Origin of the sequence: Micromonospora sp. NPDC023966 (genome assembly GCF_040639095.1) — a bacterium.
Classification (GTDB): domain Bacteria; phylum Actinomycetota; class Actinomycetes; order Mycobacteriales; family Micromonosporaceae; genus Micromonospora.
Genome location: NZ_JBEZZJ010000017.1, coordinates 59,593 through 85,538, shown reverse-complemented (window position 1 = coordinate 85,538; position 25,946 = coordinate 59,593). Strand labels below are relative to the sequence as shown.

Below are 25,946 nucleotides of genomic sequence, written 5' to 3'. Positions count from 1 at the left end.
CCGTCAGATCAGCCGCAGCTCGCGCGCCCGCCGGACGGCTTCCCGCCGGCGGGTCGCGTCGAGCTTGCGGTAGATGTTGCGCACGTGGGTCTTCACCGTGTTGACCGACAGCGACAGCTCGCTGGCGATCTCCACGTTGGACAGGATGCTCTGCAGGTAGCGCAGGATGGTCAGCTCCCGCTCGGTGAGCGGCTCGTCCAGCGTCCGCTCCGGGCCGGCCGGGCGCTCCGGCGGCTCGTCGGCCCGCCGCTCGTCGGCCCCGCGGACCAGGTCGCTCACCATCGGCCAGTGGGCGGTGCCGGAGTCCAGGTGCACGGCGAGCAGGTCGCGCACCCCCGGCTCGGCGCGGGTGAAGACCCGCCGGTAGCCCTCCGGTTCGGCCAGGTCCAGCACCTGCTCCAGGATCCGCCCGGCCCGGCGGTCGTCACCGGCCGCGCCGGTCAGCGCCGCGTCGAGCAGCCCGGCGGCGAGCCGGACCGGCAGCGGCCAGGCATCCGCGTCCGGCCCGGTCCAGTCGGGCAGCGCCCGCCCGGCTGCGCGCGGGTCGCCGGCCCGCAGCCGCACCCGGGCCAGGGCCACGTCCAGGGCGGCCGCCGGGCCGGTCCCGGCCTCCCGCGCCCCGCCCGGCTCCCGGTCGGCCGGCCCCGCGCCGGCCGTCGGCGGGCCGACCGGGCGGGGCGGCAGGTCCGACGCGGTGGTCCTGGCGTCCGGCGCGCCGGCCCCCGCGTCGACGAGCAGGGCGCGGGCGCTCTCCAGGTCGCCGACGGCGGCACGCAGCTGGGCCTCGTCGGCGACCAGCCGGGCAACCAGCTCCGGGCCGGGTGCCGCCTCCCGGGCCGCCGCCAGCGCGCGCAGCGCCGCGGCGGGCTCTCCGCCGGCAGCCAGCAGCCCGGCCCGGCAGAGCGCGGCCAGCGCCGCCCCGCCCGGCTCCGCGGTGGCCGGCCCGGCCAGAGTCAGGTTCGCCGCGGCCTCCGCCGGCTCGTCCCGGTCCCAGGCCACCAGGGCGAGCGCGAGGTACGCGTACCCGCAGTCCAGCCGCGAGGACCAGCCCTCGCAGGGCGACATGGCCAGCGCCTCCCGGGCGGTGCGTTCGGCGGCCCGCAGCGCGCCGTGCGCCGCGTCCAGCAGCGCCGACCGGCTGGCACAGACCAGCTCGGTGCGGGGCCGGCCCGCCCGGCGTGCCGCCGCCAGCGCCTCGGTGAAGTGGGCGCCGGCCGCGGACAGCTCCCCCTCGGCCAGCGCCACCAGCCCGAGCGCGGTGCCTGCGACCGCCCGCACGTCGGCGTCCTCCGCCGCCCCGGCGCGCGGATCGTCATTCGGGCCGGCCGGGGCGGCGGTGGCGAGCAGCCGCTCGGCCGCCCGGCGTACCTCGTCGTGGTCCCCGGCGAGCCGGGCCAGGGTCAGCTCCACCGCCAGGGCCAGCCGCCGGAACCGGTCCCGGCGCGGGGCGGGCAGGTCGCGGGCCTGCTCGACGGCCCGCCGTAGCTGTCCCGTGGCCGCCTCGGCGTCCCCGGCGTACGCCCGCTCGGCCGCGCCGGCCAGCGCCAGCTCGGGATCCCGGCGCACCGCCTCGACCGGCGGTTGGGGCGGGGGCGGGGCGGCAGGACGGTCCCGCTCGTACGGCGCCAGCTCGGGCCAGCGGGAGATCAGCAGCTCGGTGGCGCTGTCCCACTCGCCCCCGGCCAGCGCGTGCCGCAGCGCCTCGGCCGGCCGGTCGTGGCCCGCGTACCAGCCGGCGGCGCGCCGGTGAAGCTCGCCCAGCTCGTCGGCGGGGAGCCGGTCCAGCTCGTCGCGGAGCAGGTCGGCCAGGAGCGGATGGCACCGGTACCAGGGCGGGCTGCCCCCGTCCTGCTGGACGAAGCCGCCCTCCCGTGCCAGGTCGGCCAGCACCTGGCCGGCGTCGGCCCGCCCGGTCACCGCGTCGGCCAGGTCGGCGCAGACCGCGGCGGCCACCGCGCTGCGGCGGAGCACGTCCCGGGCGGCCGGGTCCAGCGGCGCGAGCACCTCGTCACGCAGGTACCCGGCGACGTCCGGCTGGTCGCCGGCGAACCGGTCGACCGCGCGGGCCGGGTCGGCCTGGGCGCGCAGCGCCAGCGCGGCGAAGCGCAGGCCGGCGGGCCAGCCACCGGTCCGGTCGGCCAGCCGGGGCACCGCCGCGGCCGGCAGCGGCACCCCGTGCGCGACCAGCAGGTCGGCCACCTCGTCGGGGGTGAACGCCAGCTCCGCCGGGCCGACCTCGGTCAGCTCGCCGGCCAGCCGCCACCGGTGCAGGGCCAGCGGCGGGTCGGTCCGCGCTCCGGCCACCAGCCGCAGCCGCCCCTCGGTGTGCCGGAGCAGGAACTCCAGCCCGGCCAGCGCGGCCGGGTCGGTCGCCCGGTGCAGGTCGTCGAGGACCAGCAGCACCGGCCGCTCCCGGGCGGCGAGCGCCGCGGCGAGCAGTTCGAGCTGGTCCGGCCGGGGCGGGCCGTCCGGCACCGGCGGCTGAGGGCCCTCGTCCGGCACCCCCTCCGCGGCGGCCCGCAGCGCCGCCGCCAGGTAGGCCCAGAGCCGCTCCCCGGTGTCGCCCTCCTCCACGGTCAGCCAGGCCGGCGGCGGCTCGGCCCGCACGGCCCGGGCCCAGCCGGCGAGCAGCGTGGTCTTGCCCCAGCCGGCGGGCGCGAGGACCAGGGTCACCGGCCCGGCGGCGCCCCGGTCGAGCCGCTCCAGCAGCCGCGGCCGGACCAGGACCGGCTCGGGCAGCGCGGCCGGCGCCAGCCGGGACGCCAGCAGCGGCGCGCCGACCACCCCGAGGCCACCCGCCGACCCGCCCCCGCCCGGCGGCCCGCCGACCGCCGCACCCGCGCCGCCCGGGGCGAGGTCCGGCGTGCCGGCGGCGTCCGTCGCCGCGCTGATGTCGGTCGGCGTCGCGGCGACCTCGACGCGGTCAGCCTCCTCCGGCATGCGGCCCCTCCCCCGGTCGGTGCGGGCAGCGGTTACCCGGCCGGGACGGGTTCACCCCTTCGGGGCGAACCGGGGTCACCCGCCCCGGCCGCACGCTGGAGACACGCGGGCGGCCGGCGATATCCGGCCGCCCGGAAGCCCCCGACGAACGGGAGGGGCAGGTGGCACGGATGGGACGGCTGGTCGCCGCCGGCCTCGCCCTCGTGGCGGCGGGCGGGGCACCGGTCCTCGTACGCCGGCACGGGCGCCGGCCGCCCGGGGCCGCACCCGGCCCACGGCCCGGACGCTGGCAGGTGGTGACCGTGGCCGGCCGGCCCGAGGAGGTGCTGCCGCGCGGGCGCTCGCCGGAACCGCTGCGCCCGCTCGACGGCGCGGTGGAGCTGGCCGCCCGCCCCGCCCCCGGCGGGCGCGGCACCGAGCTGGCGCTCCGCCTGCTCGGCGGCGAGGCGACGCTGCCGGGCCTGGCCGCCCACCTGCTCGGCGACGATCCCGGCCGGTTCCTGCGCCAGCTGCTGCGGGAGGCGAAGCAGCTGGTGGAGACCGGGGAGGTGCTGCGGGCGGACCGCTCGCGGCTGGACCTGCCCGGCGCGGCCGGCTGAGGGCGCTCGACCCCGCGCCGTCCCCGCGAGCGGGCCGACGGCCGGAATCCGCCGCTCCTTGCCCGGTGATCCGAACGGCCGGGGATGGCACACTCGGCGGATGCGCGACGACCGCCCGTACGACCTCGTCCTCTTCGGCGCCACCGGGTTCACCGGCGGCCTGACCGCCGAGTACCTGGCCCGGCACGCCCCGGGCGGGCTGCGCTGGGCGCTGGCCGGGCGCAACCCGGGCAAGCTGGCCGGGGTGCGGGACCGGCTGGCCGCGATCGACCCGGGCCTGGCCGAGCTGCCACTGCTCACGGCCGACGTCACCGACCCGGCGTCGCTGCGCGCTGTGGCGGAGAGCGCCCGGGTGGTCGCCAGCACCGTCGGCCCGTACATCCATCACGGCGAGCCGCTGGTCGCGGCGTGCGCCGCCGCCGGCACCGACTACCTGGACATCACCGGCGAGCCGGAGTTCGTCGACCTCATGTACGTGCGGCACCACGCCGAGGCGGTGCGCACCGGGGCGCGGCTGGTGCACGCCTGCGGCTTCGACTCGATTCCGCACGACCTGGGCGCGTGGTTCACGGTCAAGCAGCTGCCCACGGACGGGCCGGTCACCGTGGACGGTTACGTCCGGGCCGGCGGGCGGTTCTCGGCCGGGACGTACCACTCGGCGCTGACCGCGTTCTCCCGGACCGGGGAGATGAGCCGGGCGGCGAAGGCGCGTAAGGCGGTCGAGCCGCGGCCGGAGGGCCGCCGGGTCCGGGCGGTGCCCGGCAGGGTCGGCCGGGTGAAGGAGTTCGGGCTGTGGGCGGTGCCGCTGCCCACCATCGACCCGCAGGTGGTCCGCCGGTCGGCGGCGGCGCGCCCGGAGTACGGCCCGGACTTCCGCTACCGCCACTTCGCCGCGGTGAAGCGGCTGCCCACCGTGCTGGCCGCCGGGGTGGGCCTGGCCGGCGTGGTCGGGCTGGTCAAGCTGCCGCCGACCCGGCGCTGGCTGCTCGGCCGGCTCTCCTCCGGGCAGGGGCCGAGCGCCGCGCAGCGGGCGAAGTCCTGGTTCCGGGTCCGGTTCGTCGGCGCCGGCGGCGGCCGGACCGTGCGCACCGAGGTGGCCGGCGGCGACCCCGGCTACGACGAGACCGCCAAGATGCTCGCCGAGTCCGCGCTCTGCCTGGCCCTGGACGACCTGCCCGCGACCGCCGGGCAGGTGACCCCGGTGACCGCCATGGGCGACGCCCTGCTCGACCGGCTGGTCGGGGCCGGGATCACGTTCCGGGTGCTGGGCGCTTGACCCTCGACCGGGTTGAGGGCCCAGGATCCGGCGTCGTGGAGAGCGAACTGCGCAGCATCGGCGAGCTGGCCCGGGCCAGCGGGCTGACGGTGAGTGCGCTGCGGTTCTACGACCGCTCCGGCGTGCTGGAGCCGGCGCTGGTGGACCCGGCGACCGGCTACCGCTGGTACACCGACGACCAGGTCGACCCGGCCCGGCTCGTCGCCGGGCTGCGCCGGGTCGGCATGCCGCTGGCCGGGATCGCCGAGGCGCTGCGGCACCGGCATCGGCCGGCGGTCGTGCACCGGCTGCTGGACGCGCACCTGCGCCGCCTGGAGGACGGCCTCGCCGACGCCCGCCGTGAGCTCTCCCGGATCCGCACCCTGATCGATCCGGAGGAGACCCCCATGACCGCCCGACTGGTCCTGTCCCGCGCCGACCTGGCCGCCGCCGTCGACGCCGTCCGGTTCGCCGTCGGCGCCGACCCGGAACTGCCGGTGCTCTCCGCCGTGCTGCTGGAGGTCGAGCCGGACGGCGTACGGCTGGTCGCCACCGACCGGCACCGGCTGGCCGTGGCCCGCGCGGGCGGGAAGGTCGACGGTCCACCCGTGCGCGCGCTGCTCCCGGCGGACGCGGTGGACGAGCTGCGTGCCCTGCTCGACACCGGCGCCGGGATCACCCCGGAGGCGTATCTCACCGTGACCCCGGACCGGGTTGAGGTGACGGTGGCCGGCCGGCCGGTGACCGCCGCCGCGCTCCCGTACGACTTCCCGGACTATCGCCGGCTGCTGCACGGGCAGGTCGGCGACGCGCCCGCCCACCGGATCCCGGTCGACGTGGCGGCGCTGCGGCGGGCGGTCACCGCCGAGGGCGCCCCGGTGCTGCTCCGCGAGTACGCGGGGGTCGACCACGAGGTGGTCGTGCTCGGCCTGGACGGGCGGGGCGGCCTGAGCGTGGTCGGGCCCGACACCCCGGACGGCCTGCGGGTCGGGGTGAACCGGGAGTACCTGCTCGACGCCCTGGACGCCGGCGGCCGGGGCCAGCTCGTGCTGGAGCTGGACGGGGCGATCGCCCCGCTGGCCGTGCGCCGTCCGGACGACGAGGACGTCTTCTCCATCCTCATGCCGGTCCGCCTCTGACCGGTCGTCCGGGTGCGGGGCGGGCGGAACGGGTCGCGACGGTAGCATCTGGGGGTCCCACCTGACTGCCTGGACGGAGGCGTACGGAGCAGCATGCTCGACATGGAGTTGATCCGGAAGGATCGCGAGGCGGTGGCGACCGCGCTGGCGAAGCGTCTGGATCCCGCCGAGGTCAACCGGGCGCTGGACGAGATCCAGCGGCTCGACCAGGAACGCCGCGCCCTGATCACGGAGATCGACGCCGAGCGGCAGCGCCGCAAGGCCGAGGCGCGGGCGTACGCGGAGGCGAAGCGGTCCGGCGCCACGCCGGAGCCGGTCGCGCCGGAGGCCGAGCGCAAGCAGCTCGCCGAGCTGGAGTCCCAGCTGGACGAGGTGCAGTCCCGGCTGCGCGGCACCATGAGCGAGCTGCCCAACCTGCCCGCCGACGACGTGATCGCCGGCGGCAAGGAGGCCAACCGGGTGGTGCGCACCTTCGGCGGGCCGCCGGCCGTCGAGAAGGTCCGCGACCACGTGGAGCTGAGCAGGGCGCTCGGCCTGGTCGACCACGAGCGCGGGGTGAAGCTCGGCGGCTCCGGCTTCTGGATGTACACCGGCCTGGGCGCCCGGCTGGAGTGGGCGCTGGTCAACTGGCTGATCGAGCAGAACATCCAGGCCGGCTACGAGTTCCTGCTCCCGCCGCACCTGCTGCTGGACAGCGCCGGCTTCGCGGCCGGCCAGTTCCCGAAGTTCTACGAGGACGTCTACCACCTGGACAAGCAGTCCGCCCCGCGCGGCCAGTTCCTGCTGCCCACCGCCGAGACGGCGATCCTCGGCGCGTTCCAGGACGAGATCCTGGAGACCGGGAAGCTGCCGCTGAAGGCGTTCGCCTACACGCCGTGCTACCGGCGGGAGGCGGCCGGCTCGCACTCCGACGAGCGGGGCACGGTGCGCGGCCACCAGTTCAACAAGGTGGAGATCTTCCAGTTCACCCTGCCGGAGCAGGCGGGCGCGGCGCTGGAGGCCATGGTCGGCCACGTCGAGGGCCTGGTCGAGAAGCTGGGCCTGCACTTCCAGACCAGCCTGCTCGCGGCCGGCGACTCCAGCGCGGCGATGAAGAAGACCCTCGACGTCGAGGTCTGGATGCCGAGCACCGGCAAGTACAAGGAGGTGTCGTCGGTCTCCTGGGGCGGCGACTACCAGGCCCGCCGGGCCGCCATCCGCTACCGCGAGCCGGGCGGCAAGCAGACCCGGTTCGTGCACACCCTCAACGGGTCGGCGCTGGCCACCAGCCGGCTCTTCCCGGCCATCCTGGAGCAGTTCCAGCAGCCCGACGGCTCGGTCGTGGTCCCCGAGGTCCTCCGCGACAAGCTGGGCACCGACCGCCTCACCCCGCTCCGCTGACGGGATCCGCCCCGCGATCTTGCACTTGTGGCCCGCCAGGAGTCCGGTTTGCGGCTTCTGCCGGGGCCACGAGTGCAAGATCGCGGCGGCGGCGCAGGCGGGCCAGAAGCAGTAGCCCGGCCAGCAGAGCCGTGAGGAGGGCTGGACCGGCCGTGTCCACGGCGCCGACCAGGGTCTGCTGTGCGCGGGCGGCGGCCCGCACGACCGGGTCGCCGAAGGCGTCGTGGCGGCCCTGGGCGAGGCGCACCTCGTACCAGCCGTACCAGGCGACGTAGCCACCGGCGATCAGCAGCGCCAGACCGCTCAGCCGGGGCGCCCACGCGCCGGCGCCACGCAGCCGGGCCACCAACCGGCCGCGCAGCAGCGCCACGCCGAGCGCGGCCACCCCGACCACCAGACCCATCCCGATGCCGTACGCGCCGAAGAGCACCAGCCCGCGCAGCGCCGAACCGGCCCGCAGGCTGGTCACCACGATCGCCAGGAACGGCGCGATGGAGCAGGTCAGCGAGGTCAGCGCGTACGCCACCCCGAACAGGGCCATCGACGGCCAGGTGCGGGTGAGCCGGGGCGCCCGGGCGAACGGGCGCGGGGCGGGCAGCCGCCGGCCGGCGAGCAGCCAGCAGCCCGCCAGCGCCAGCAGCACGCCGAGGGTCACGGTCAGCCAGGGCAGCCGGGGACGCAGCCAGTCCGCCAGCGGCGCCAGGGCCAGCCCGAGGGCGCCGAAGACCAGCGCGTACCCGACGGTCAGCCCGGCCGTGGCGGTGAGCGCGCGACCGACCGCGCCGCGGCCGTCGGCGGGGCCGGCGACCAGCAACGACAGGTACGCGGGCAGCATGGCGAAGCCGCACGGGTTGACCGCGGCGAGCATGCCGGCGGTCAGCGCGAGCAGCAGCCCGCCGGTCATCCCCGGGCCAGCGCGTCGACCTGCCGGGTCAGCGACTCCCCGTCCAGGAAGCCCTGGTGGATCACCCGGCCGTCCCGGTCCACGATCACGAAGGTGCTCTGCTCGACCACCTCGAACCGGCGCCACAGCGCGCCGGAGCGGTCGTCGAGCTGCGGGGTGCCCCTCAGGTCGAACTCGGTGACGAACTCCTTCATGGCCCGCTGCTCGCCCAGCCCGGCGACGCCGACGATCGGCACGGCGTCCCGGTACTTCGGGGCGATCTCGGCGACCGTCCACGCCTGGCTGGCGCAGGTGGCGCACCAGGGCGCCCAGAACCAGAGCACCACCGGCTTCCCGGCCAGGGCGGCGGCGGAGAACGCCGTACCGTCGAGGGTCTTCGCGGTGAACGACAGCGTCTCCGGCACGCGGGCCGGGACCACCGGCGGGGCCGGCGACGCGGACCCGGCCGGGGCGGCGGCGGGCGACGCGGCGGCCACCGCGCCGACCGGGGTGGCCCGCTCCGGCCGGACCGCGCAGGACACCGCGCCGGGCAGCGTGGCGGCCAGCACGGCGGCGGTGACCAGCCGGCGGGCGGTACGTGGGGGCATCCGCGTCTCCTCTGGGTCCGGCTACTCCGCCTTGACCAGCCGGAGCGCGAGTTCGGGACAGACCTTGACCGCCTTGAGCGCGCCCTGCCGCAGCCAGGTCGGCACGGGGGTGGCGGGGAAGGCGGGGTAACCGTTGCCGTCGAGCCGGATGAAGTCCGGCACCACGTGGGCGCAGAGCCCGTGCCCGTCGCAGCGGGACCAGTCGAGGGTGAGCTTCTGCGGGTTGCCGTCGGGCGCGCCGGGCAGCCCCATCACGCCCTTGACCCGCTTGCCGCAGCCCTCGCCGGTGGCGTGCAGGCGCAGGTCCTCGGCGAACACCTCCATGGCGGAGAGCGCGAACCGGGCCGTGCCGTCGGGGTGGCTGCACGCACCGCGCCCCTTCACGTCGCCGGCCGCGGCCCGGACCACCTCGATCGGGGCGCTGCCGGAGACCGCCAGGTCGACGGCGCGGGCCAGGTCGGGCAGGCCCATCTTGCACGGGCCGCACTGCCCGGCGGACTCGCCGGCCAGGTAGCGGACCACCTGGGCGGCCTCGCCGAGCGGGCAGGTGTCGCGGGGCAGCGGGACGACGATGCCGGCGCCCAGGGTGCCGCCGACCGCGGCGAGCCCCTTGCGGGAGACCTCGGCCCGGTCCGCCGCCTCCGGGGTGATCCACTTGCCGTGGTAGCCGCCCATGAGGATGCCCGGCCCGTCGGGCACCTCGCAGAGTTCCAGGATCTCCCGCAGCGGGGTGCCGGCCGCGCACTCCACCACGGCGGGCCGCTTGGCCGCCCCGGTGACGGTGAGCAGCACGGTCCCCGGCTCGTCGTCGGTGCCGAGCGCGGCGTACTCGTACGGGCCGATCCGGGCGGCGATCGCGAGCTGGGCGTACGTCTCGGCGTTGGAGAGCAGGGTGGGCAGGCCGCTCACCCCGGAGTCGCTGGACCGCTTCTTGGTGCCCGGCGGGATGTGCGGCAGGCCGTTGATCCCGTTGACCAGGGCGCCGCCCTCGCCGGAGATGAACCGGTGCGGCACCGTGACCATGGTGGTCGGCACCGGCATCCGCCGCTCCTGCAACGCCTCGGTGAGCGAGGGCCGGCCCACGTCGTCGTCGGCCACCCCGATCACGATCTCCTCGGCGTCGAGCGCGTACGCGGCCAGCGCGGCGCCGTCCAGGACGAGGTGCGGGGCCCGGGTGAGCAGCACCTTGTCCTTCCAGCTCGCCGGCTCGCCCTCGGTGGCGTTGACCACCACGACGGCGGCGAGGCCCTGCCGCTCGCAGGACTCCAGCACCGTGCGCAGCTTGCGGGCGAACGGGAAGCCGGCCCCGCCCTTGCCCTTGAGGTCGATCGCCTCGGCGAGCCGGAGCAGGGCGGCCGGCTCCACCGGCCCAATCGGGCCGTGCACCTCCTCGTGGGCCAGCAGGTCGAGCCGGCCGAACTCGGCGAAGCCCGCAGTGAGCCGGGGCTCGCCGACGCAGGCCACCGGCGGCACCGTCGTCCGCATCACTTCGCCTCACCCCGCAGCCCGGCCCAGTACGCCCCGTCCACGGCGTCCGCGTTGGCCCGCTTGCGCCGGCTCGACCGGCTCTCGCCGGAGGCCTTCATGGCCCGCCGGGAGGCGAGGTCGACCAGGGTCGGGGTGTCGTCGACGAAGGCGTCGTCGGGGGCGTAGCGGGCCGGCGGGCGCCAGTAGTCCGGCTCCTCCGGCACGTCCTCCTCGACGCTGTGCCGGCCACTGCCGCTGCGCGGCGCCGACGAGATCGGGCTGCCCGAGATCGGGCCGGCCGAGATCGGCTCGCCGGAGACCGGCTCGCCCTCCCAGCGGCGCGGGCTGTCCCACGGCTCCTCCGGCTCGTCCGTCCGGCGCGGCGGAGCCGAGTAGCGGGCGACCTCCGCCGGGGTCACGTAGCGGCTGCCGGTGTCCGGCGGGGCCGAGTGCCGGCCGCCGCTCTCCGGCGGCGCCGAGTAGCGGGCGACGGCATCCTCGTCGACCCGGGACCGACGGGCGGTCCGCTCCTCCTCGTCCCGGTAGCGGCGGCCGACCCGCTCGTCGTCGCGGCGCCGGGCCACCGCCTCGCGCTCCTCACGGCGGGCCACCCGCTCGCGCTCTGCGCGTCGCCGGGCGGCCGGCGCCGGCTCCGCGTCCCGCCGGCGGGCCGGGGAGACCGGAGCCTCGGCGCGCCGCCGGGCGGCCGCCGCGCGGACCGGCTCGCGCAGCGTCCCGGGCTCCGGCACCACGGGTACGGCGAACCGCTCGGGATCGCGCCGCCGGGCGGTGCCGGCGGGCGCGGTCCAGGTCGCGGTGGCCTCCGCCCAGCCGCCCTCGCGGCTCCGGCGGCTCTCGTCCCGGCCGGCTGCCCGGCGCCGGGTCAGCCCGGCGAACAGGCCCGTGCGCTCCTCCCCCTTGCCGACCATCGCCTGGTTCAGCGCGGCGGCCTGGTGCTGCTCCCGGCTGCGCTTGCCGAGGTGGACGGAGAGGCGGACCAGCAGCGCCATCACCACCAGCAGCACGCAGGCCAGGTAGCTCACCACCACCCAGGTCTTCGCCGCCCGGCCGGCGTTGAGCCCGTGCAGCAGCGCGAACGGCCAGGAGACGTACGCCATGGAGTGCAGCGCGCGCCAGAACCACCTCGGACCGACGCCGGCGAACCGGACCCGGATGAGACCGGTCCAGAGCACGCCGACCATCAGCAGCGCGGCGACGGTGCCCAGCCCGACGTAGAGGCCCCGGCCGGCGAGGAACGGCACCACCGCGTCGGTCGGCCCGGCCCGGCCGATCGAGATCTTGGTGATCACGTGGCAGACCAGCCCGGCCACGCCGAGGATGCCGGTGGCCCGGTGCGCGGACTGGAGCAGCACCCGGTGCCGGATGAGCAGCACCAGCCGGTCGGTGGCGAGCAGCCCCAGCATCACGGTGAGGCTGAGCGAGACCAGGGCGACCACCCCGGCGAAGAACTCGGTGAAGAAGAAGCCGTACGAGTACATGACGGTGCCGGCGCCGGCCAGTTCGAGGCCGGCCCACGCGACGGCGAGGGCCGACGCGGCGAGCGCCACCATCGCGGACTTCGACATCGTCCGGGCACCTCGGCTGCTGCTGGCGGTCCGGACGGTCGTCGCCTTCTCGTTCTGCTCTGCCCGGGCCATCTGCTCCTCGATCGTCTCGCGGCGGCACCCCCACCGGCCGACCCTGCTCCGTCCTCCAGTACGGACGGACGGCACGGGCGGATCACCTCCGGTGGTGAATTTCTCGGCCCGTCGTCGAACCGTCCCGCCCCCGGGCCGCGTGTAGCGCCTGACGCAACGACGTATTTCCATCCGTTGACAGCTCTTGCAACACGCTTGTAACCTTGCCGCAAATTTCAGGCCGGTTTGCAAAAAGCCGACACTGGAGCCTTCCCCCGCGCCGCACCCCCTCAGGAGTCCCGATGCATCGACGTCGACGGCTCGCGGCCGCCCTCACCCTGGGCCTGGCCGCCAGCCTGCTCGTCCCCACCACCGTGGCGGCTCCCCCGGCCGCCGCGGCCACCCCCGGCAGCAAGAAGGTCATCGTCCAGCTCTTCGAGTGGAACTGGGCCTCGGTGGCCGGCGAGTGCACCACCACCCTCGGCCCGAAGGGCTACGGCTACGTCCAGGTGTCCCCGCCCCAGGAGCACGTCCGGGGCAACCAGTGGTGGGTGGCCTACCAGCCGGTCAGCTACCGGATCGAGTCCCGCAAGGGCACCCGGGCCCAGTTCCAGGCGATGGTGAACACCTGCCACAACGCCGGCGTGAAGGTCATCGTCGACGCCGTGGTCAACCACATGTCCGGCCAGGACAACGGCGGCACCGGCTGGGCCGGCAGCGGCTACGGCCACTACGACTACCCGGGCACCTACTCGTCGCAGGACTTCCACTACTGCGGCCGCAACGGCAACAACGACATCGTCAACTACGGCGACCGGTACGAGGTGCAGAACTGCGAGCTGGTCAACCTCGCCGACCTGAAGACCGAGTCGGACTACGTGCGCACCCGGCTCGCCACGTACCTCAACGACCTGCTGTCGCTCGGCGTCGACGGCTTCCGGCTGGACGCCAGCAAGCACATGCCGGCCGCGGACATCGCCGCCGTCAAGGGCAAGCTGTCCCGCTCGGCCTACCTGGTGCAGGAGGTCATCTACGGCGCCGGCGAGCCGATCCAGCCGACCGAGTACACCGGCAACGGCGACGTGCACGAGTTCCGGTACGGCAAGGACCTGGCCCGGATGTTCAACAGCGAGCGGCTGGCGTACCTGAGGAACTTCGGCGAGTCCTGGGGCTACCTGCCCGGCGGCTCCGCGGTGGTCTTCACCGACAACCACGACACCCAGCGCGACGGCGGCGTGCTGACCTACCGCGACCGGGGCGAGTACGCCCTCGCGAACGCCTTCATGCTCGCCTGGCCGTACGGCACCCCGGCGGTGATGTCGAGCTACACGTTCAGCAACAAGGACCAGGGCCCGCCCTCGGACGCCAGCAACAAGACGTCGAACACCACCTGCTACTCCGGCTGGGAGTGCGAGCACCGCTGGCGGGTGATCGCCAACATGGTCGGCTTCGCCAACGCCACCCAGGGCGCCGGCGTCGCCAACTGGTACGACAACGGCTGGCAGCACATCGCGTTCAGCCGGGCCGGCAAGGGCTACCTCACCATCAACGACGAGGACTTCGCGATCACCGGCCGGTCCTACTACACCGGCCTGCCGGCCGGCCGCTACTGCGACGTCATCCACGGCGACTTCGGCAACGGCTCGTGCAGCGGTCCGGTGATCACCGTGGACTCGAACGGCTGGTTCGCCGCGACCGTCAACGCGCACGACGCGGTCGCCATCCACCTCGGCGCGAAGCTGCCCTGACGGCGGCGGATCGCTGAACCGGAGGTCCCCCGCACGGCCGTTCGCGGTCCCGGGGGGCCTCTGTCCGGTTAGAGTACCGATCGTGCTGTTTGACCGATTGTTCTCGCGCTGGACGCTCGGCTGGCTGCTCGCCGCGTTCGGCGTACCGCTGCTGCTGGGGGCCGCCCTGGTCGGGCGGAGCCTGACCGGCGGGGCGTCCCCCGCGCCGGTGGTCGCGGCGCCCACCGCGGCGCTGCCACCGGCTCCCGACGAGCCGACCCCGTCCCCCGCGGAGTCCGTGCCGGCCGCCGCGCCCGCCCCGGACGACCTGCCGGTGGTCACCTACGATCCGGCGCCCGGCGGGTTCCCGGCCGACCCGGGCCCGGCCGACACCCGGCCGCTGGCCGAGGGGCTCACGCCGACCCGCACCGTGGCCGCGTACGACGGGCCGGGCGGCCGGCCGCTTGCCTTCCTGGCCCCCACCATCAGCGGCGTCGAGCTGACCGTGCCGATCGTCGAGCGGCGGGTCGGCTGGACCGCGGTCCTGCTCCCTTCGGCCAACCGCCGGATCGCCTGGCTGCCGGCCGGCAACTGGCGCACCGTCGCGCTGCCCGACCAGATCGTGGTCGAACGCCGCCCGCACCGGCTCACCTGGTACCGGGACGGCCGGGCGGTGCGCTCCTGGGAGGTCAGCCTGGGCATGCCGGGCCAGTCCACCCCGCTGGGCCGCACCTTCGTCCTGGGCCGCACCCCACCTCCGCAGGACGTCTACGGCGGGGTGGACATCTTCGCCCTCGGCGCGATCCCCGACGACCCGGGCGCGGTGCCGACCGGGCTGCGCGGAGCGCACATCGGACTGCACAGCTGGTACACCGACGCCACGATCGGCAAGAACGTCACCAACGGCTGCATCCGACTCACCCGCAGCGGGCAGCGGCAGCTCCTCGCCGAGCTGCGCCCGGGCACCTCGGTCGTGGTGGTGGACCAGCTCCCCGCCTCACCGGCCACCGCCTGAGCCGGCTCAGTCGCCGAGCAGCCAGCCGTTCTCCTCGGCCACCCGCACCGCGTCGGCCCGGTTGCGGGCGCCGGTCTTGCCGATCGCGGCGGAGAGGTGGTTGCGCACCGTTCCCTCGGAGAGGTGCAGCGTCGTCGCCAGCTCGGCCACCGTGCCGCCGCCCCGGGCGGTTCGCAGCACCTCGGTCTCCCGTTCGGTGAGCGGGCTCGGCCCGGTGGCCAGGGTCTCCGCGGCGAGCGTCGGGTCGACCACCCGCAGCCCGGCGTGCACGCGGCGGACCGCGTCGGCGAGCTGCCGGGCCGGGGTGTCCTTGACCACGAAGCCGTTCGCACCCGCCTCCATGGCCCGGCGCAGGTAGCCGGGTCGGCCGAAGGTGGTCACCACCAGCACCCGGCACCCGGGCAGCGCGGCCCGGAGCGCCGCGGCCGCCGCCACCCCGTCCAGGCCGGGCATCTCCACGTCGAGCAGGGCCACGTCGGGCCGGGTGCGCAGCGCCTCCGGCACCACCTCGTCGCCCCGCCCCACCTCGGCCACCACGGTGAGGTCCGGCTCCAGCGACAGCAGCGCGGCGAGCGCGCCCCGGACCAACGCCTGGTCGTCGGCGAGCAGCAGCCTGATCTGCGCGGTCATCCGGTGCTCCCCCGTCCGGTGTCGGCCAGGCTCACCCGGAGCAGGAAGCCACGCCCGCCGGGGGGCCGGCCGACGGTGACCGCGGCGTCCAGCCGCCGGGCCCGCTCGCGGAGCCCCACCAGACCGTGGCCGGCCGCCTCCGGCTCGCCGTCCGTCCCCCGGCCGTCGTCGCGGATCTCCACGGCCGCCGGGTCGACCCGGATCTCACAGCCCCGGGCGCCGCTGTGCCGGACCACGTTGGTCACCCCCTCGCGGACCGTCCAGCCGAACAGCTCGTCCCGCTCGGCCGGCAGGGACGGCACCGACTCCGGCAGGTCCGCGACGATGCCCGCGGCGGCCAGCGCCGATCGGGCGCCGGCCAGCTCCGTCGCCAGGCTCACCCCGCGGTACGCCCCGACGGTGCCCCGCACGTCGGCGAGGGCCTGCCGGGCGAGCCGCTCGATGTCGGCGACCTCGGTGGCCGCCCGGGCCGGATCCAGCTCCAGCAGCCGACCGGCCAGCTCCGCCTTGACCGCCACCACGGTCAGCGAGTGCCCGAGGATGTCGTGCAGGTCGCGCGCGGTCCGGGCGCGCTCCTCGGCCACCGCCAGCCGGCGGATCTCCTGCTGGGCGCCCTGGAGTTCGGCGTTGCGCTGGGTCAGCCGGGTCACCCCGAACATGGCGAACGAGGCGAGCAGGACGGCGAAGATCACAGTGCCCTCCGCCGCCCAGCCGGGGACCAGCGCGGCCGTCACCGGTGGGGTCAGCGCGGCCAGCGCCACCACCACCAGCGCCTGCCAGCCCGGAAGCAGGAACACCGCCGCCGCGGCGACGAAGACCAGCGTGGTCAGCCAGTCGCCACCGGTGCCCGGTATGCCGGCGAGGCCGAGCCCGACCAGCAGTGTCAGGGCCGCCCAGGCCGGAACGAGCGGGATGGCCCGGTGCTGCAGCCGGCGGGCCCGGGCCCACTGGAAGACGAGCACGTAGCAGACACCGAAGGCGATCAGCGTCCCCGCGCCCACCACCCGCCGCCAGACCTCCGGCTGATGCAGGGCCGCGAGCAGCGGAATGTTGAGGAAGAAGAGCCAGACCGCGGCCAGCAGCCAGCCGGTGAACCGCCAGTGGCGGGTCGCCAGGTAGCTCCGGTCCCACGGAAGGTGCATCGTGAACACGCTAGCCCCCGTCGGCGCGGGTCAGACTCGGGTGGTGTCGCGGCGGAACAGCCGGGCCGCGCCGAGGCCGAAGAAGGCGGTCCAGGCGGCCACGTTGCCGACCGCCGCCCAGTCCACGCCGGCCCCGGTCAGCGGCGCCCGGGCGAGCTGGCCGACGCCGTACACCGGGGTGAACTTGGCGATCTGCTGCATCGCGTGGGGCAGCACGTCGAGCGGGACGAACAGCCCGCCGAGCATGGCCAGGATGGCCAGCGCCGGGCCCATGAACTGCATGACGTTCTCGGCCGGGGCGAGGTAGCCGACGAAGAGGCCGAGGGCGGCGAAAACCAGGGAACCGATCCAGGCGGTCAGGCCGGACTCCACCCAGACGTGCGCCGGCATCCGGACCCCGGAGGCGGCGCCGACGGTGAACTCGACCAGCACGCCGAGCAGGCCGAGCACCATCGCGGTGGCCACCTTCGTGGCCACGTACGCGGCCGGGCGCAGCGGGGTGAGCCGCAGTTGCCGGCTCCAGCCCAGCGCCCGCTCGGTCGCGACGGCCGCGCCGGCGCTGGTGGTGGCGACCATGGCCGCGTAGACGGCCAGGCTGATCATGATCCAGCCGGTGATCGGCAGGCCGTTGTCCAGGTTCTGCCCGCGCTGCGGCAGGCCGAACAGCAGGAAGAACACCGCCGGCATGATCAGGATGAACACCAGCGTGCGGCGGTTGCGCAGCACCCGGCGGATCTCGATGCCGAGCACGGCGGCGGAGAACCCGCCCAGGGCGGGGGGCCGGCGGTTCGCGGCCCGGTCGGACGAGGTGGTGGCGGATGAGGCGGTGACGGTCATCTCAGGCTCCGGGATTGGGCGTGGTCGCGGTCAGGCGGAGGTGGTCAGGGCGAGGAAGGCGTCCTCGAGCTTGCGCGAGGTGATCTCCAGGTCCCGGGCGGCGGTCCGGGTCAGCAGGTGCCGGGCGACGACGTCGGAGTCCTCGGTGTGGACCAGCACGGCGTCGCCGCGCACCTCGACCGACCGCACGCCGGGCAGCGCCGCCAGCACGGCCTGATCGGCGCCGGGCAGGGTGGCCCGGACGACCCGGCCGGCGGCCAGGTTCTTGATCTCGGCGGTGGTGCCGTCGGCGACCACCCGGCCCTGGCGGACCAGCACGATCCGGTCGGCGTACGCGTCGGCCTCGTCCAGGTAGTGGGTGGCGAACAGGACGGTCCGGCCGGAGCGGGCGTCGGCCCGGATGGCCTGCCAGAAGTCCCGCCGCCCCTCGACGTCCATCCCGGTGGTCGGCTCGTCCAGCACCATGAGGTCGGGGTCGGGCAGCAGCGCCAGGGCGAAGCGCAGCCGCTGCTGCTGGCCGCCGGAGCACTTGCCCACCGGGCGGTCGGCGATGTCGGCGATGCCGGCCCGCTCCAGCACCTCGACCGCCGAGCGGGTGTGGCCGTAGAAGTGCGCGGTCATCCGTACCGTCTCGGCGACGGTGAGGTCCTTGAGCAGGCCGCCGGTCTGCATCACGGCGGCGACCCGGCCGAGGCGGACGGCGTCGGCGGGCGTGCCGCCGAAGAGCCGTACGGTGCCGGCGTCCGGGCGGGCCAGCCCGAGCAGCATGTCCACGGTGGTGGTCTTGCCGGCGCCGTTGGGGCCGAGGAAGGCCACCACCTCGCCCGGGGAGATCCGGAGGTCGAGCCCGTCGACGGCGGTCACCGGGCCGAAGGTCTTGGTGAGTCCGGCCAGCTCGACGGCCGGTGGGATGTCGGTCATGACAACGATGCTCCGGGGACCGGTGGTCCGGTCCCCGGAGCGCGCGTCATCTTCCGGCCGTGACATTTGTCAGGGGACGGCGTTCAATGCCCACCGCCCGCGCCCTCCCGGGCCCGGCGGGGCAGCAGGAACGCGCCGGCCACGGTGACCAGCAGCAGGCCCAGCTCGGCGAGGAGGGTGACCCGCACGGCGTGCGACACCGAGTCGGTCAGCCCGTCGAAGAAGACCGTGCCGAGCAGCGCCACACCGAGCGCGCCGCCGAGCTGCTGCACGCCGGTGAGCGTGCCGGAGGCCGAGCCGGTCTCCGCCTCCTCGACCCCGGAGAGCACGATGTCGAAGAACGGCGCCATCACCAGGCCCATGCCGAAGCCGACCGCCAGCAGCGCGGGCGCCATCCGCCACGGGGTGACGTCGGCGCCGGCCAGGGTGAGGGTGAGCAGCATCCCGGCGACACCGGCCAGCACCACCCCGAGTCCGAGGTGGATGAGCCGCCGGCCGAGCCGCTGGGCCAGGCCGGCCCCGGCGAGCACGAAGGCGGCCACCATGCCGAGCGCCTGGGGCACGCCGGCCAGCCCGGCGCGCAGCGGCGACCAGCCGAGCCCGAGCTGGAGGTAGAGGCTGAAGACCAGCGAGAAGCCGGCCAGCGCGGTGAAGAAGGCCAGCCCGGCGACCAGCCCGCCGGTGAAGGCGCGGCGGCGGAACAGGGCGGGCACCACGAGCGGGTCCCGGCCGGACCGCTGCCGGCGCTGCTCGTAGCGGGCGAAGACCGCCAGCACCACGACCGCGCCGGCGAGCATCGCGAAGCTCCACGCCGGCCAGCCCAGCTCGCGGCCCTGCACGAGCGGGTGGACCAGCAGGAAGACCGCGACCGAGAGGAGCGCGACGCCGGGCAGGTCGAGCCGGGTGGCGTGGCCGGGGCGGGAGGCGGGCAGGAAGCGGGCCGCGCCGAGGGCGGCGAGCAGGCCGAGCGGGACGTTGATCAGGAAGATCGCGCGCCAGCCGGTGCCGGCGAGGTCGGCGCCGACCAGCCAGCCGGCCAGGATCGGCCCGCCGACCGCGGAGATGCCCATCACCGGGCCGAACGCGCCGAAGGCGGCGGCGAGCTGCTCCGGCGGGAACATCTCCTTGATCAGGCCGAGCCCCTGCGGGAGGAGCAGCGCGCCGAGCAGGCCCTGCGCCACCCGGGCGGCGATCAGCGTGCCGGGGCTGCCGGCGACGGCGCAGGCCGCCGAGGCGGCGGTGAACCCGAGCACCCCGACCAGGAACATCCGGCGCCGGCCGTACAGGTCGCCGAGGCGGCCGCCGGTGACCAGGCCGACGGCCATGGCGAGGGTGTAGCCGGCGCCGATCCACTGGATGACGGCCGGCGAGCCGCCGAGGTCGGCCCGGATCGCCGGACCGGCGAGGTTGGTGACGAGCACGTCGAGCAGGTCCATCACCTCGGCGGCGAGGATCACCGCGAGGGCGATCCAGCGCCACCGGTGACCCGCGGCGGGCGGCGCCGCGGGGTGCGGCGCGGTGAGTTCGGTGGTCATGCGGTCCCCCGATCGGAGCGAACACTGTTCGTTGACGAACACTGTTCTATCAACGAACGGCGTTCGCGGCAAGTACGATGTTCGGGTGAGTGAAACCCCCGCGCCCCCGTGGCGTACCCGGCCGCGCAGCCGGGCGACCCGTCGACCGCTGAGCCAGCAGGCCGTGGTCGACGCCGCCCTCGCCCTGATCAACCGCGAGGGGCTCGGCGCGCTGAGCATGCGGCGGGTGGCCCAGGAGCTGGGCACCGGCCCCGCCTCGCTCTACGCCCACGTCTCCGGCAAGGAGGAGCTGCTCGAGCTGCTGGTCGACCGGGCGAGCGCCGAGATCGTCGTGCCGGACCCGGAGCCGGCGCGGTGGGCCGAGCAGATCCGGGAGGTCGCCGAGCAGGCCTACCGGGTCTACGCCACCCACACCAACCTGGCGCTCGCCTCGCTCGCCACCATCCCGACCGGCCCCAACGCGCTGCGGGTCACCGAGGGCATGCTCGCCATCCTGCTCGCCGGTGGGGTGCCGCCCCGCCCGGCGGCCTGGTTCCTCGACCGGCTCTTCCTCTACATCGCCGGCGACGCCTACGAGGGCGCCCTGTACGCGGAGAAGGTGCGCGCCTCCGGGCAGGACCGGGAGACCTGGTGGGCCGGGCTGGACCAGCAGCTGCGCACCTACTACGGGAACCTGCCGGCCCGGACGTACCCGAACATCACCGGGCACCTCGACGACCTGATGGAGGGCGGCGGCGACGAGCGCTTCCTCTTCGGCGTCGACCTGCTGATCCGGGGCGTCGCCACGTACGTCCCGGCCGGGAGTGAGGGCGGCCGCGCCGGGTAACCAGCCGCGTTCACTCGTAGCGGCACGGAAGGTCACGGCATGAGCGCACCGACGGGACGGGTCGACACGATCGTGCTGATCCACGGCCTCTGGATGACGTCACGCAGCTGGGAGCACTGGGTCGACCGGTACGAAGCGCGCGGCTTCCGGGTGCTCACGCCGGCCTGGCCGGGCATGGACGTCGACGTCGAGCGGCTCCGGGAGGACACGACGCCGATCGCCGCGCAGCGGATCGCCGGCATCGTCGACCACTACACGGCCATCATCCGCGAGCTGCCCCGGCCACCGATCATCATGGGTCACTCGTTCGGCGGCCTCATCGCCCAACTGCTCCTGGACCGGGGCCTCGGCGCCGCCGTCGTCGGCCTGCACCCCGCGCCGGTGAAGGGCGTGCTGAAGCTCCCGCTCAGCACCCTGCGCTCGGGGTTCGCCATCCTGCGCAACCCGGCGAACCGGCAGCGCGCGGTGCCGTTCACCCCCGAGGACTTCCGCTACACCTTCGGCAACACGATCAGCCGCGAGGAGTCGGACGCCGCCTGGGAGCGGTACGCGGTGCCCGCCGCGGGCCACGTCTTCTTCGAGGGGGCGTTCGCCAACCTGGACCCGACCTCGGCCACTGCGGCGAACACCAAGCGGTCCGACCGGGCGCCGCTGCTGGTGACGGCCGGCGGCGAGGACCACGTGGTGCCGGCCTCGCTGGCGTCCTCCACCGCCAACCTCTATCGGGGCTCGACGGCGATCACCAGCTACCGGGAGTTCCCGGGGCGGTCCCACTTCGTGGGCGGCGAACCCGGCTGGGAGGAGGAGGCGGACTTCGCGCTGGAGTGGGCCGTGGAGGCGGCCAACGAGTACTCGCCCACCGTCGTCAGCACGGCCCCCGGCCGTGGTCCCTCGACGCAGGGCAAGTGACGGCGCGGTCCGCCCTGGTGTGGCTCCGGCTGCGCGGGGTATGACGGGGCCATGAGGGCGAGCTTCCGGCTTGGCCGGATCGCGGGGGTACCCGTCGGGGTCAACTGGAGCGTCCTGGTCATCTTCCTGCTGATCGCGTGGGCGCTGTCCGCCAGCCAGTTCCCCCGCGCGTATCCGGGCCACTCGGTCGTGGCGTATGTCGCCGCCGGGCTGGCCGCGGCGGTGGTCTTCTTCCTCGGCCTCCTCGCCCACGAGGTGGCCCACGCCGTGGTCGCCAAACGCAACGGCATCGAGGTCGAGGGGATCACGCTCTGGCTCTTCGGCGGCGTCTCGGAGCTGAAGGGCGAGGCCCGCGACCCGGGCGCCGAGCTGCGCATCGCCGGGGTGGGACCACTGGTCAGCCTGATCATCGGGCTCTTCTTCGGCGCGATAGCGGTGCTGCTCGCCCTGGCCGGGGCGCACGGCCTGCTGCTCGGCTCCCTCTCCTGGCTGGCCGGCATCAACGTGCTGCTGGCGATCTTCAACGTGCTGCCGGCCGCCCCGCTGGACGGCGGCCGGCTGCTGCGGGCGGCGGTGTGGAAGGCCACCGGGGACCGGACGAAGGCCTCCGTCGTGGCGGCCCGGGCCGGCTGGGTCCTCGGCGCGCTGCTGATCGGGCTGGGGCTCTGGCAGTTCCTGGCCGGCAGCGGCGTGGGCGGGCTCTGGCTGGCGCTCATCGGCTGGTTCCTGATCGGCGCCGCCGGCATGGAGGAGCGCCAGGCCCGGATGGGCAGCGCGCTGCGCGGCATCCGCGTCTCCGAGGTCATGACCCCGCAGCCGCAGACCGCCTCCGGGGAGATGACCGTCGCCGACTTCGTCGACCACTACCTCTTCGCATACCGGCACTCGGCGCTGCCGCTGACCGACCAGGGGCGGCCGGTCGGGCTGGTGACCCTCGACCGGGTCCGCGGCATCCCGGCCGACCGGCGCGAGGCGACCACCCTCGCGGAGGTCTCCTGCCGCGCCGACGAGCTGGTGCTCGCCAACCCGGACGAGCAGCTCACCGACCTGCTCCCCCGGCTCAGCCAGTGCGCCGACGGCCGAGCCCTCGTGGTGGCCGACGAGCGGCTGGTCGGGATCGTCTCGCCCAGCGACATCAGCCGCGCCGTGCAGCGCGGCAGCATGCGCGAGCAGACGACCGCCGGGCGCTCCTGACCCTCGCCCGGCGGTGGAGTGCCGGCAGGTCAGTGGCGGGGGAAGTAGCGGTCCAGGAGCGCGGTGCGGAACTTGCCGGCCGGGTCGAACTCAAGCAGCAGGGCGCGGAAGTCGTCGTGGCGGGGGTAGGCGGCGGCCGGGTCACGGGCGAAGAGCTTGCCCCAGTGCGGGCGCGGGTCGAAGGGGGCGAGCCGCTCCTCCACCTCGGCCAGCACCGGCGCCACCGCCGCCGGGTCGCCGACCCAGGTGAAGTGGACGGCCAGGCTGTCCCGCTCGTAGTTCGGGCTCAGCCACAACCCGTCGGCGGCCACGGTACGCAGCTCGCAGACCTGGAGCACGGCGGCGATCCGCTCGGCCGCCGGGTCGAGCGCGGCCAGCGCCGCAGCGGCGTCGGACCGGGCCAGGTGCCACTCGGACTGGAGTTCGTCGCCGCTGCTCGGGGTGAAGCCGAGCCGGAAGTGCGGCAACCGCTCGTGCCACGGCCCGGACGCGCCGAGCTGGGCCGTGCAGTTCTCCGGCGGCATCCCGGGCACCGGGTGGCGGGGCGAGTCGGAGGCGCGGGTGTCCAGCCAGTCCGCCGGGGGCGGCGGCTGGTCGGCCCGCTGCTTGAGCCAGACCTGGTCGAAGCGGGGCGACCGCCAGCCGGTGAAGACGCTCACGCTGTAGGCCGCGTCCAGGGCGCTGTCCAGCGCCGCGCGGGGCAGGCCGAGCCGGACGTACTGCCGCACCTCGAAGGCGGGGACCACGTCGAGGGTGAGCCGGGTGACCACGCCCAGCGCGCCGAGGTGGACCACGAGCCCGGCGAACCGGGGGTCGGCCCGGTCCACGGTCAGCAGGTCACCGTCGGCGGTGACCAGTTCCAGGGCGGCCACGGCGGTGGCCAGGTTGCCGTGGGTCGGTCCGGAACCGTGGGTGGCGGTGGCGACCGCGCCGGCCACCGAGATGTGCGGCAGCGAGGCGAGGTTCGCCACCGCGTACCCCTCGGCGTGCAGGGCGGTGGCCAGGTCGCCGTAGCGCAGCCCGGCGGCGACGGTGACGGTGCCGCGGTCGCGGTCGCGGTCGAGCGCGATGGTCGGCGGGAGCCCGGCCACCGACACCTGTACGCCGGTGGTGTCGCCCAGCCGGTTGAACGAGTGTCCGGTGCCCACCGCCCGGACCCGGTCGGCGCCGGCCACCAGCCGGCGCAGCTCGTCCACGGTCGCCGGCTCGTGCCGGGCCCGGGCCGACCAGGTGACGTTGCCCGCCCAGTTGGTGCCGGTCACGCGGTGGCCTCCCGATCGGTGCTGGTGTCCTCGGCGAGAGCGGCGCAGAGCGCGTCCAGCGCCGCCTCCACCTGCGTGGTGTTGTACCCGCGCAGCGCCACCGGCAGTCCGGCGGCCCGGGCCTGTTCGATCTCCGCCCGGGCGGCCCGCCGCTCCGCCGTCCCGCCCCGGGTGAGGGCCTCGCGGGCCCGGTGCACCAGCCGGTCGACCTCGGGGACGTCGTAGCCGCGCAGCCCGATCGTGAAGTCGAGGTCCGCGCCGGCCGGCCGGCTGCGGGCGTCGGTGAACCGGTCGCCCGCGTACCGGGTCAGGGCCGCCGTCACCTCGTCGGGGCTCTCCCGCACCTGGGTGAGGTCGAGCAGTTCCACGGCGGGACGGCCGTCGCGCGGATGCCGGGCGGTGACCGGCAGGCCCAGCGGCAGCCCGGGCCCGGGCACGCCGACCAGCCGGCCCGCGTCGTCGAGGGCGAGCGCCGCGAACTGCTCCCAGCGGTACGTCCCGCGCAGGCCCGGTCGGCGCACCTCCAGCCCCTCGGGGCCGAGGACGCAGCGGAACGGCCGGAGCGCGCCGACCAGCACCTTGACGCCGATCACCACGATCCCCAGGGCGACCAGCATCCGCAGCACCGGCCCGTCACCGGCGACCGCGAGCACCATCACCCCGCCCGCCACGCAGACGAGGGCCAGCGGCAGGACCCCTCGGTTCCGGTGCAGCTCCATGTCGTTCCCCCCGTTCCCGGCGCCGGTGTCCGGGTGCATCATCCGCCAATCGCGCAAGTCGTGGTTGCCCCGCCACCGGGTAGGGCACCCTGTGGACATGAGCAGCTACCGCGACCCGACCCTCCGGGGCGACGTGCATCCGTCGGAGGAGGAGCTCGACCCGACCGGCGTGGGTCCCGAGCCGACCGGGGCCTACGGCACGGCCCCGGCGCCGCCGCCGACCCCGGAGCCCGAGCCCGACCCGATCCCCCACCCGGGGCCGCCGCCCCGCACCGTCGGGGGCCGGTCGGCGTCCCGGACCTGACCTGTCTGGACAGCGACCGGGACGGCCGGCTGGACACGGTGCGCCCCGGGCCGGCCCGCTGAGTCCTCGCGTTCAGAGCTGCCGCATCACCTCGGCGGCGACCAGCTCCAGGTGGTCCAGGTCGGCCAGGTCGAGCAGCTGGAGGTACACCCGCTCGCTGCCGATCTCCGCGTACCGGCCGAGCTTGTCGACGACCTCGGCGGGCGTGCCGGCGGCGCCGTTCTCCCGCAGCTCGGCGGGCTCCCGGCCGATCGCCGCGGCGCGCCGGGCCACCTCGGCGTCGTCCCGGCCGCAGCAGAGCACCAGCGCGTTGGACCAGGTCATGGTGGACGGGTCGCGGTCGATCCCGGTGCAGGCGTCCTTCACCCGCTGGAACTGCGCCGCCGAGTCCTCCACCGAGGCGAACGGCAGGTTGAACTCGTCGGCGTAGCGGGCCGCGAGGCGGGGCGTCCGCTTCGGACCCATGCCGCCGAGCAGGATCGGCGGGCGCGGCTGCTGGACCGGCTTCGGCAGCGCCGGGGAGTCGCTGACCGGGTAGTACTTGCCGGGGAAGTCGAAGGTCGACCCGGCCGGCGTCTCCCAGAGCCCAGTGATGATCGCGAGCTGCTCCTCCAGCCGGTCGAACCGCTCCCCCAGCGGCGGGAACGGGACGCCGTACGCGGTGTGCTCCTCGGCGTACCAGCCGGCGCCGATGCCCAGCTCGACCCGGCCGCCGCTCATCTGGTCGACCTGGGCGACGGTGATGGCGAGCGGCCCGGGGAGCCGGAAGGTGGCCGCGGTCATCAGGGTGCCGAGCCGGATGGTCTTGGTGTCCCGGGCCAGGCCGGCGAGGGTGGTCCAGGCGTCGGTCGGGCCCGGGTCGCCGCTCACCGAGCCCATCTTCAGGTAGTGGTCGGAGCGGAAGAAGGCGCCGAAGCCCGTCTCCTCCGCGCGGCGCGCCACGGCGAGCAGCTGGTCGTAGCGGGCGCCCTGCTGAGGTTCGGTGAAGATCCGCAGTTCCATGCACCGAGCATAGGA

23 protein-coding genes are annotated in these 25,946 nt (G+C 75.7%); 10 read left to right on the top strand and 13 right to left on the bottom strand.

The window, feature by feature from the left end; all coding sequences use genetic code 11:
- Nucleotides 1-3: 3 nt before the first annotated feature.
- On the bottom strand, nucleotides 4-2,940 hold the full coding sequence (locus AB0F68_RS21945; RefSeq protein WP_357341404.1) for a LuxR C-terminal-related transcriptional regulator: 2,937 nt from the start codon (nucleotides 2,938-2,940) through the stop codon (nucleotides 4-6).
- Between the two features lie 161 nt (nucleotides 2,941-3,101).
- Between AB0F68_RS21945 and AB0F68_RS21940 the strand changes: the two genes are divergently transcribed.
- The 4 genes from AB0F68_RS21940 to serS all read left to right on the top strand — a co-directional run bounded on the left by AB0F68_RS21940 (nucleotide 3,102) and on the right by serS (nucleotide 7,313).
- Nucleotides 3,102-3,539, top strand: coding sequence for a hypothetical protein (locus AB0F68_RS21940; protein WP_357341402.1), 438 nt, complete (start codon nucleotides 3,102-3,104; stop codon nucleotides 3,537-3,539).
- A gap of 100 nt (nucleotides 3,540-3,639) precedes the next feature.
- The gene (locus tag AB0F68_RS21935) at nucleotides 3,640-4,815 is read left to right on the top strand and encodes a saccharopine dehydrogenase NADP-binding domain-containing protein (protein ID WP_357341400.1); all 1,176 of its coding nucleotides are present in this window, start codon (nucleotides 3,640-3,642) and stop codon (nucleotides 4,813-4,815) included.
- 47 nt (nucleotides 4,816-4,862) lie between these two features.
- Nucleotides 4,863-5,933, top strand: a complete 1,071-nt coding sequence (locus AB0F68_RS21930) for a MerR family transcriptional regulator (RefSeq protein ID WP_357341444.1) — start codon at nucleotides 4,863-4,865, stop codon at nucleotides 5,931-5,933.
- Between the two features lie 93 nt (nucleotides 5,934-6,026).
- Nucleotides 6,027-7,313 carry a serine--tRNA ligase gene (gene serS, locus AB0F68_RS21925; protein ID WP_357341398.1) on the top strand — a complete coding sequence of 429 codons (1,287 nt, stop codon included), beginning with the start codon at nucleotides 6,027-6,029 and terminating at the stop codon, nucleotides 7,311-7,313.
- On the opposite strand, the gene AB0F68_RS21920 is transcribed toward serS, so the two are convergent.
- Genes AB0F68_RS21920 through AB0F68_RS21905 form a run of 4 tightly spaced genes read right to left on the bottom strand, consistent with a single transcriptional unit; the run spans nucleotide 7,297 to nucleotide 11,857 of the window.
- The gene (locus tag AB0F68_RS21920; protein ID WP_357341395.1) at nucleotides 7,297-8,217 is read right to left on the bottom strand and encodes a cytochrome c biogenesis CcdA family protein; all 921 of its coding nucleotides are present in this window, start codon (nucleotides 8,215-8,217) and stop codon (nucleotides 7,297-7,299) included. The genes serS and AB0F68_RS21920 overlap by 17 nt on opposite strands.
- On the bottom strand, nucleotides 8,214-8,804 hold the full coding sequence (locus tag AB0F68_RS21915) for a redoxin domain-containing protein (protein ID WP_357341393.1): 591 nt from the start codon (nucleotides 8,802-8,804) through the stop codon (nucleotides 8,214-8,216). The genes AB0F68_RS21920 and AB0F68_RS21915 overlap by 4 nt, the downstream gene beginning before the upstream one ends.
- A gap of 21 nt (nucleotides 8,805-8,825) precedes the next feature.
- Nucleotides 8,826-10,292: an NADH-ubiquinone oxidoreductase-F iron-sulfur binding region domain-containing protein gene (locus tag AB0F68_RS21910; RefSeq protein ID WP_357341391.1), complete on the bottom strand. Its 1,467-nt coding sequence runs from the start codon at nucleotides 10,290-10,292 to the stop codon at nucleotides 8,826-8,828.
- The gene (locus tag AB0F68_RS21905) at nucleotides 10,289-11,857 is read right to left on the bottom strand and encodes a ferric reductase-like transmembrane domain-containing protein (protein ID WP_357341389.1); all 1,569 of its coding nucleotides are present in this window, start codon (nucleotides 11,855-11,857) and stop codon (nucleotides 10,289-10,291) included. Before AB0F68_RS21905 ends, AB0F68_RS21910 begins: the two co-directional genes overlap by 4 nt.
- Nucleotides 11,858-12,210: 353 nt before the next feature.
- On the opposite strand from AB0F68_RS21905, the gene AB0F68_RS21900 reads away from it, so the two are divergent.
- Together AB0F68_RS21900 and AB0F68_RS21895 are read left to right on the top strand one after the other, a co-directional pair.
- Nucleotides 12,211-13,656: an alpha-amylase family protein gene (locus tag AB0F68_RS21900; protein ID WP_357341387.1), complete on the top strand. Its 1,446-nt coding sequence runs from the start codon at nucleotides 12,211-12,213 to the stop codon at nucleotides 13,654-13,656.
- 82 nt (nucleotides 13,657-13,738) lie between these two features.
- Nucleotides 13,739-14,650 carry a L,D-transpeptidase family protein gene (locus AB0F68_RS21895; protein WP_357341385.1) on the top strand — a complete coding sequence of 304 codons (912 nt, stop codon included), beginning with the start codon at nucleotides 13,739-13,741 and terminating at the stop codon, nucleotides 14,648-14,650.
- Between the two features lie 6 nt (nucleotides 14,651-14,656).
- Here AB0F68_RS21895 and AB0F68_RS21890 read toward each other — a convergent pair whose 3' ends face one another.
- The 5 genes from AB0F68_RS21890 to AB0F68_RS21870 form a co-directional block, all read right to left on the bottom strand.
- Complete coding sequence (locus AB0F68_RS21890) at nucleotides 14,657-15,280, bottom strand: response regulator transcription factor (protein ID WP_357341378.1); 624 nt, start codon at nucleotides 15,278-15,280, stop codon at nucleotides 14,657-14,659.
- Entirely contained in the window at nucleotides 15,277-16,422 is a 1,146-nt protein-coding gene (locus AB0F68_RS21885; RefSeq protein ID WP_357341376.1) for a sensor histidine kinase, read from the bottom strand. The genes AB0F68_RS21890 and AB0F68_RS21885 overlap by 4 nt, the downstream gene beginning before the upstream one ends.
- 30 nt (nucleotides 16,423-16,452) lie before the next feature.
- Nucleotides 16,453-17,259 (bottom strand): ABC transporter permease, encoded by an 807-nt coding sequence (locus tag AB0F68_RS21880; protein WP_357341363.1) that lies wholly within the window; start codon nucleotides 17,257-17,259, stop codon nucleotides 16,453-16,455.
- Between the two features lie 30 nt (nucleotides 17,260-17,289).
- Nucleotides 17,290-18,180 (bottom strand): ABC transporter ATP-binding protein, encoded by an 891-nt coding sequence (locus AB0F68_RS21875; protein WP_357341360.1) that lies wholly within the window; start codon nucleotides 18,178-18,180, stop codon nucleotides 17,290-17,292.
- An 83-nt stretch (nucleotides 18,181-18,263) separates the two neighbouring features.
- The gene (locus AB0F68_RS21870; protein WP_357341358.1) at nucleotides 18,264-19,715 is read right to left on the bottom strand and encodes an MFS transporter; all 1,452 of its coding nucleotides are present in this window, start codon (nucleotides 19,713-19,715) and stop codon (nucleotides 18,264-18,266) included.
- An 85-nt stretch (nucleotides 19,716-19,800) separates the two neighbouring features.
- Between AB0F68_RS21870 and AB0F68_RS21865 the strand changes: the two genes are divergently transcribed.
- The 3 genes from AB0F68_RS21865 to AB0F68_RS21855 are packed head-to-tail and all read left to right on the top strand — an operon-like array spanning nucleotide 19,801 to nucleotide 22,644.
- Nucleotides 19,801-20,541, top strand: a complete 741-nt coding sequence (locus AB0F68_RS21865; protein ID WP_357341355.1) for a TetR/AcrR family transcriptional regulator C-terminal domain-containing protein — start codon at nucleotides 19,801-19,803, stop codon at nucleotides 20,539-20,541.
- A gap of 39 nt (nucleotides 20,542-20,580) precedes the next feature.
- Nucleotides 20,581-21,450, top strand: a complete 870-nt coding sequence (locus AB0F68_RS21860; RefSeq protein ID WP_357341353.1) for an alpha/beta fold hydrolase — start codon at nucleotides 20,581-20,583, stop codon at nucleotides 21,448-21,450.
- 51 nt (nucleotides 21,451-21,501) lie between these two features.
- Nucleotides 21,502-22,644, top strand: a complete 1,143-nt coding sequence (locus tag AB0F68_RS21855) for a site-2 protease family protein (RefSeq protein WP_357341351.1) — start codon at nucleotides 21,502-21,504, stop codon at nucleotides 22,642-22,644.
- 29 nt (nucleotides 22,645-22,673) lie between these two features.
- Here AB0F68_RS21855 and AB0F68_RS21850 read toward each other — a convergent pair whose 3' ends face one another.
- Entirely contained in the window at nucleotides 22,674-23,906 is a 1,233-nt protein-coding gene (locus tag AB0F68_RS21850; protein WP_357341349.1) for an FAD-binding protein, read from the bottom strand.
- The gene (locus tag AB0F68_RS21845) at nucleotides 23,903-24,625 is read right to left on the bottom strand and encodes a hypothetical protein (protein WP_357341346.1); all 723 of its coding nucleotides are present in this window, start codon (nucleotides 24,623-24,625) and stop codon (nucleotides 23,903-23,905) included. Before AB0F68_RS21845 ends, AB0F68_RS21850 begins: the two co-directional genes overlap by 4 nt.
- 97 nt (nucleotides 24,626-24,722) lie before the next feature.
- Between AB0F68_RS21845 and AB0F68_RS21840 the strand changes: the two genes are divergently transcribed.
- Nucleotides 24,723-24,929 carry a hypothetical protein gene (locus tag AB0F68_RS21840; protein ID WP_357341343.1) on the top strand — a complete coding sequence of 69 codons (207 nt, stop codon included), beginning with the start codon at nucleotides 24,723-24,725 and terminating at the stop codon, nucleotides 24,927-24,929.
- Nucleotides 24,930-25,001: 72 nt separating this feature from the next.
- Here the strand turns inward: AB0F68_RS21840 and AB0F68_RS21835 are convergent, their stop codons facing one another.
- A complete protein-coding gene (locus tag AB0F68_RS21835; RefSeq protein ID WP_357341341.1) occupies nucleotides 25,002-25,931 on the bottom strand; it encodes an LLM class F420-dependent oxidoreductase in 930 nt (309 codons plus the stop codon).
- Nucleotides 25,932-25,946 lie beyond the last annotated feature (15 nt).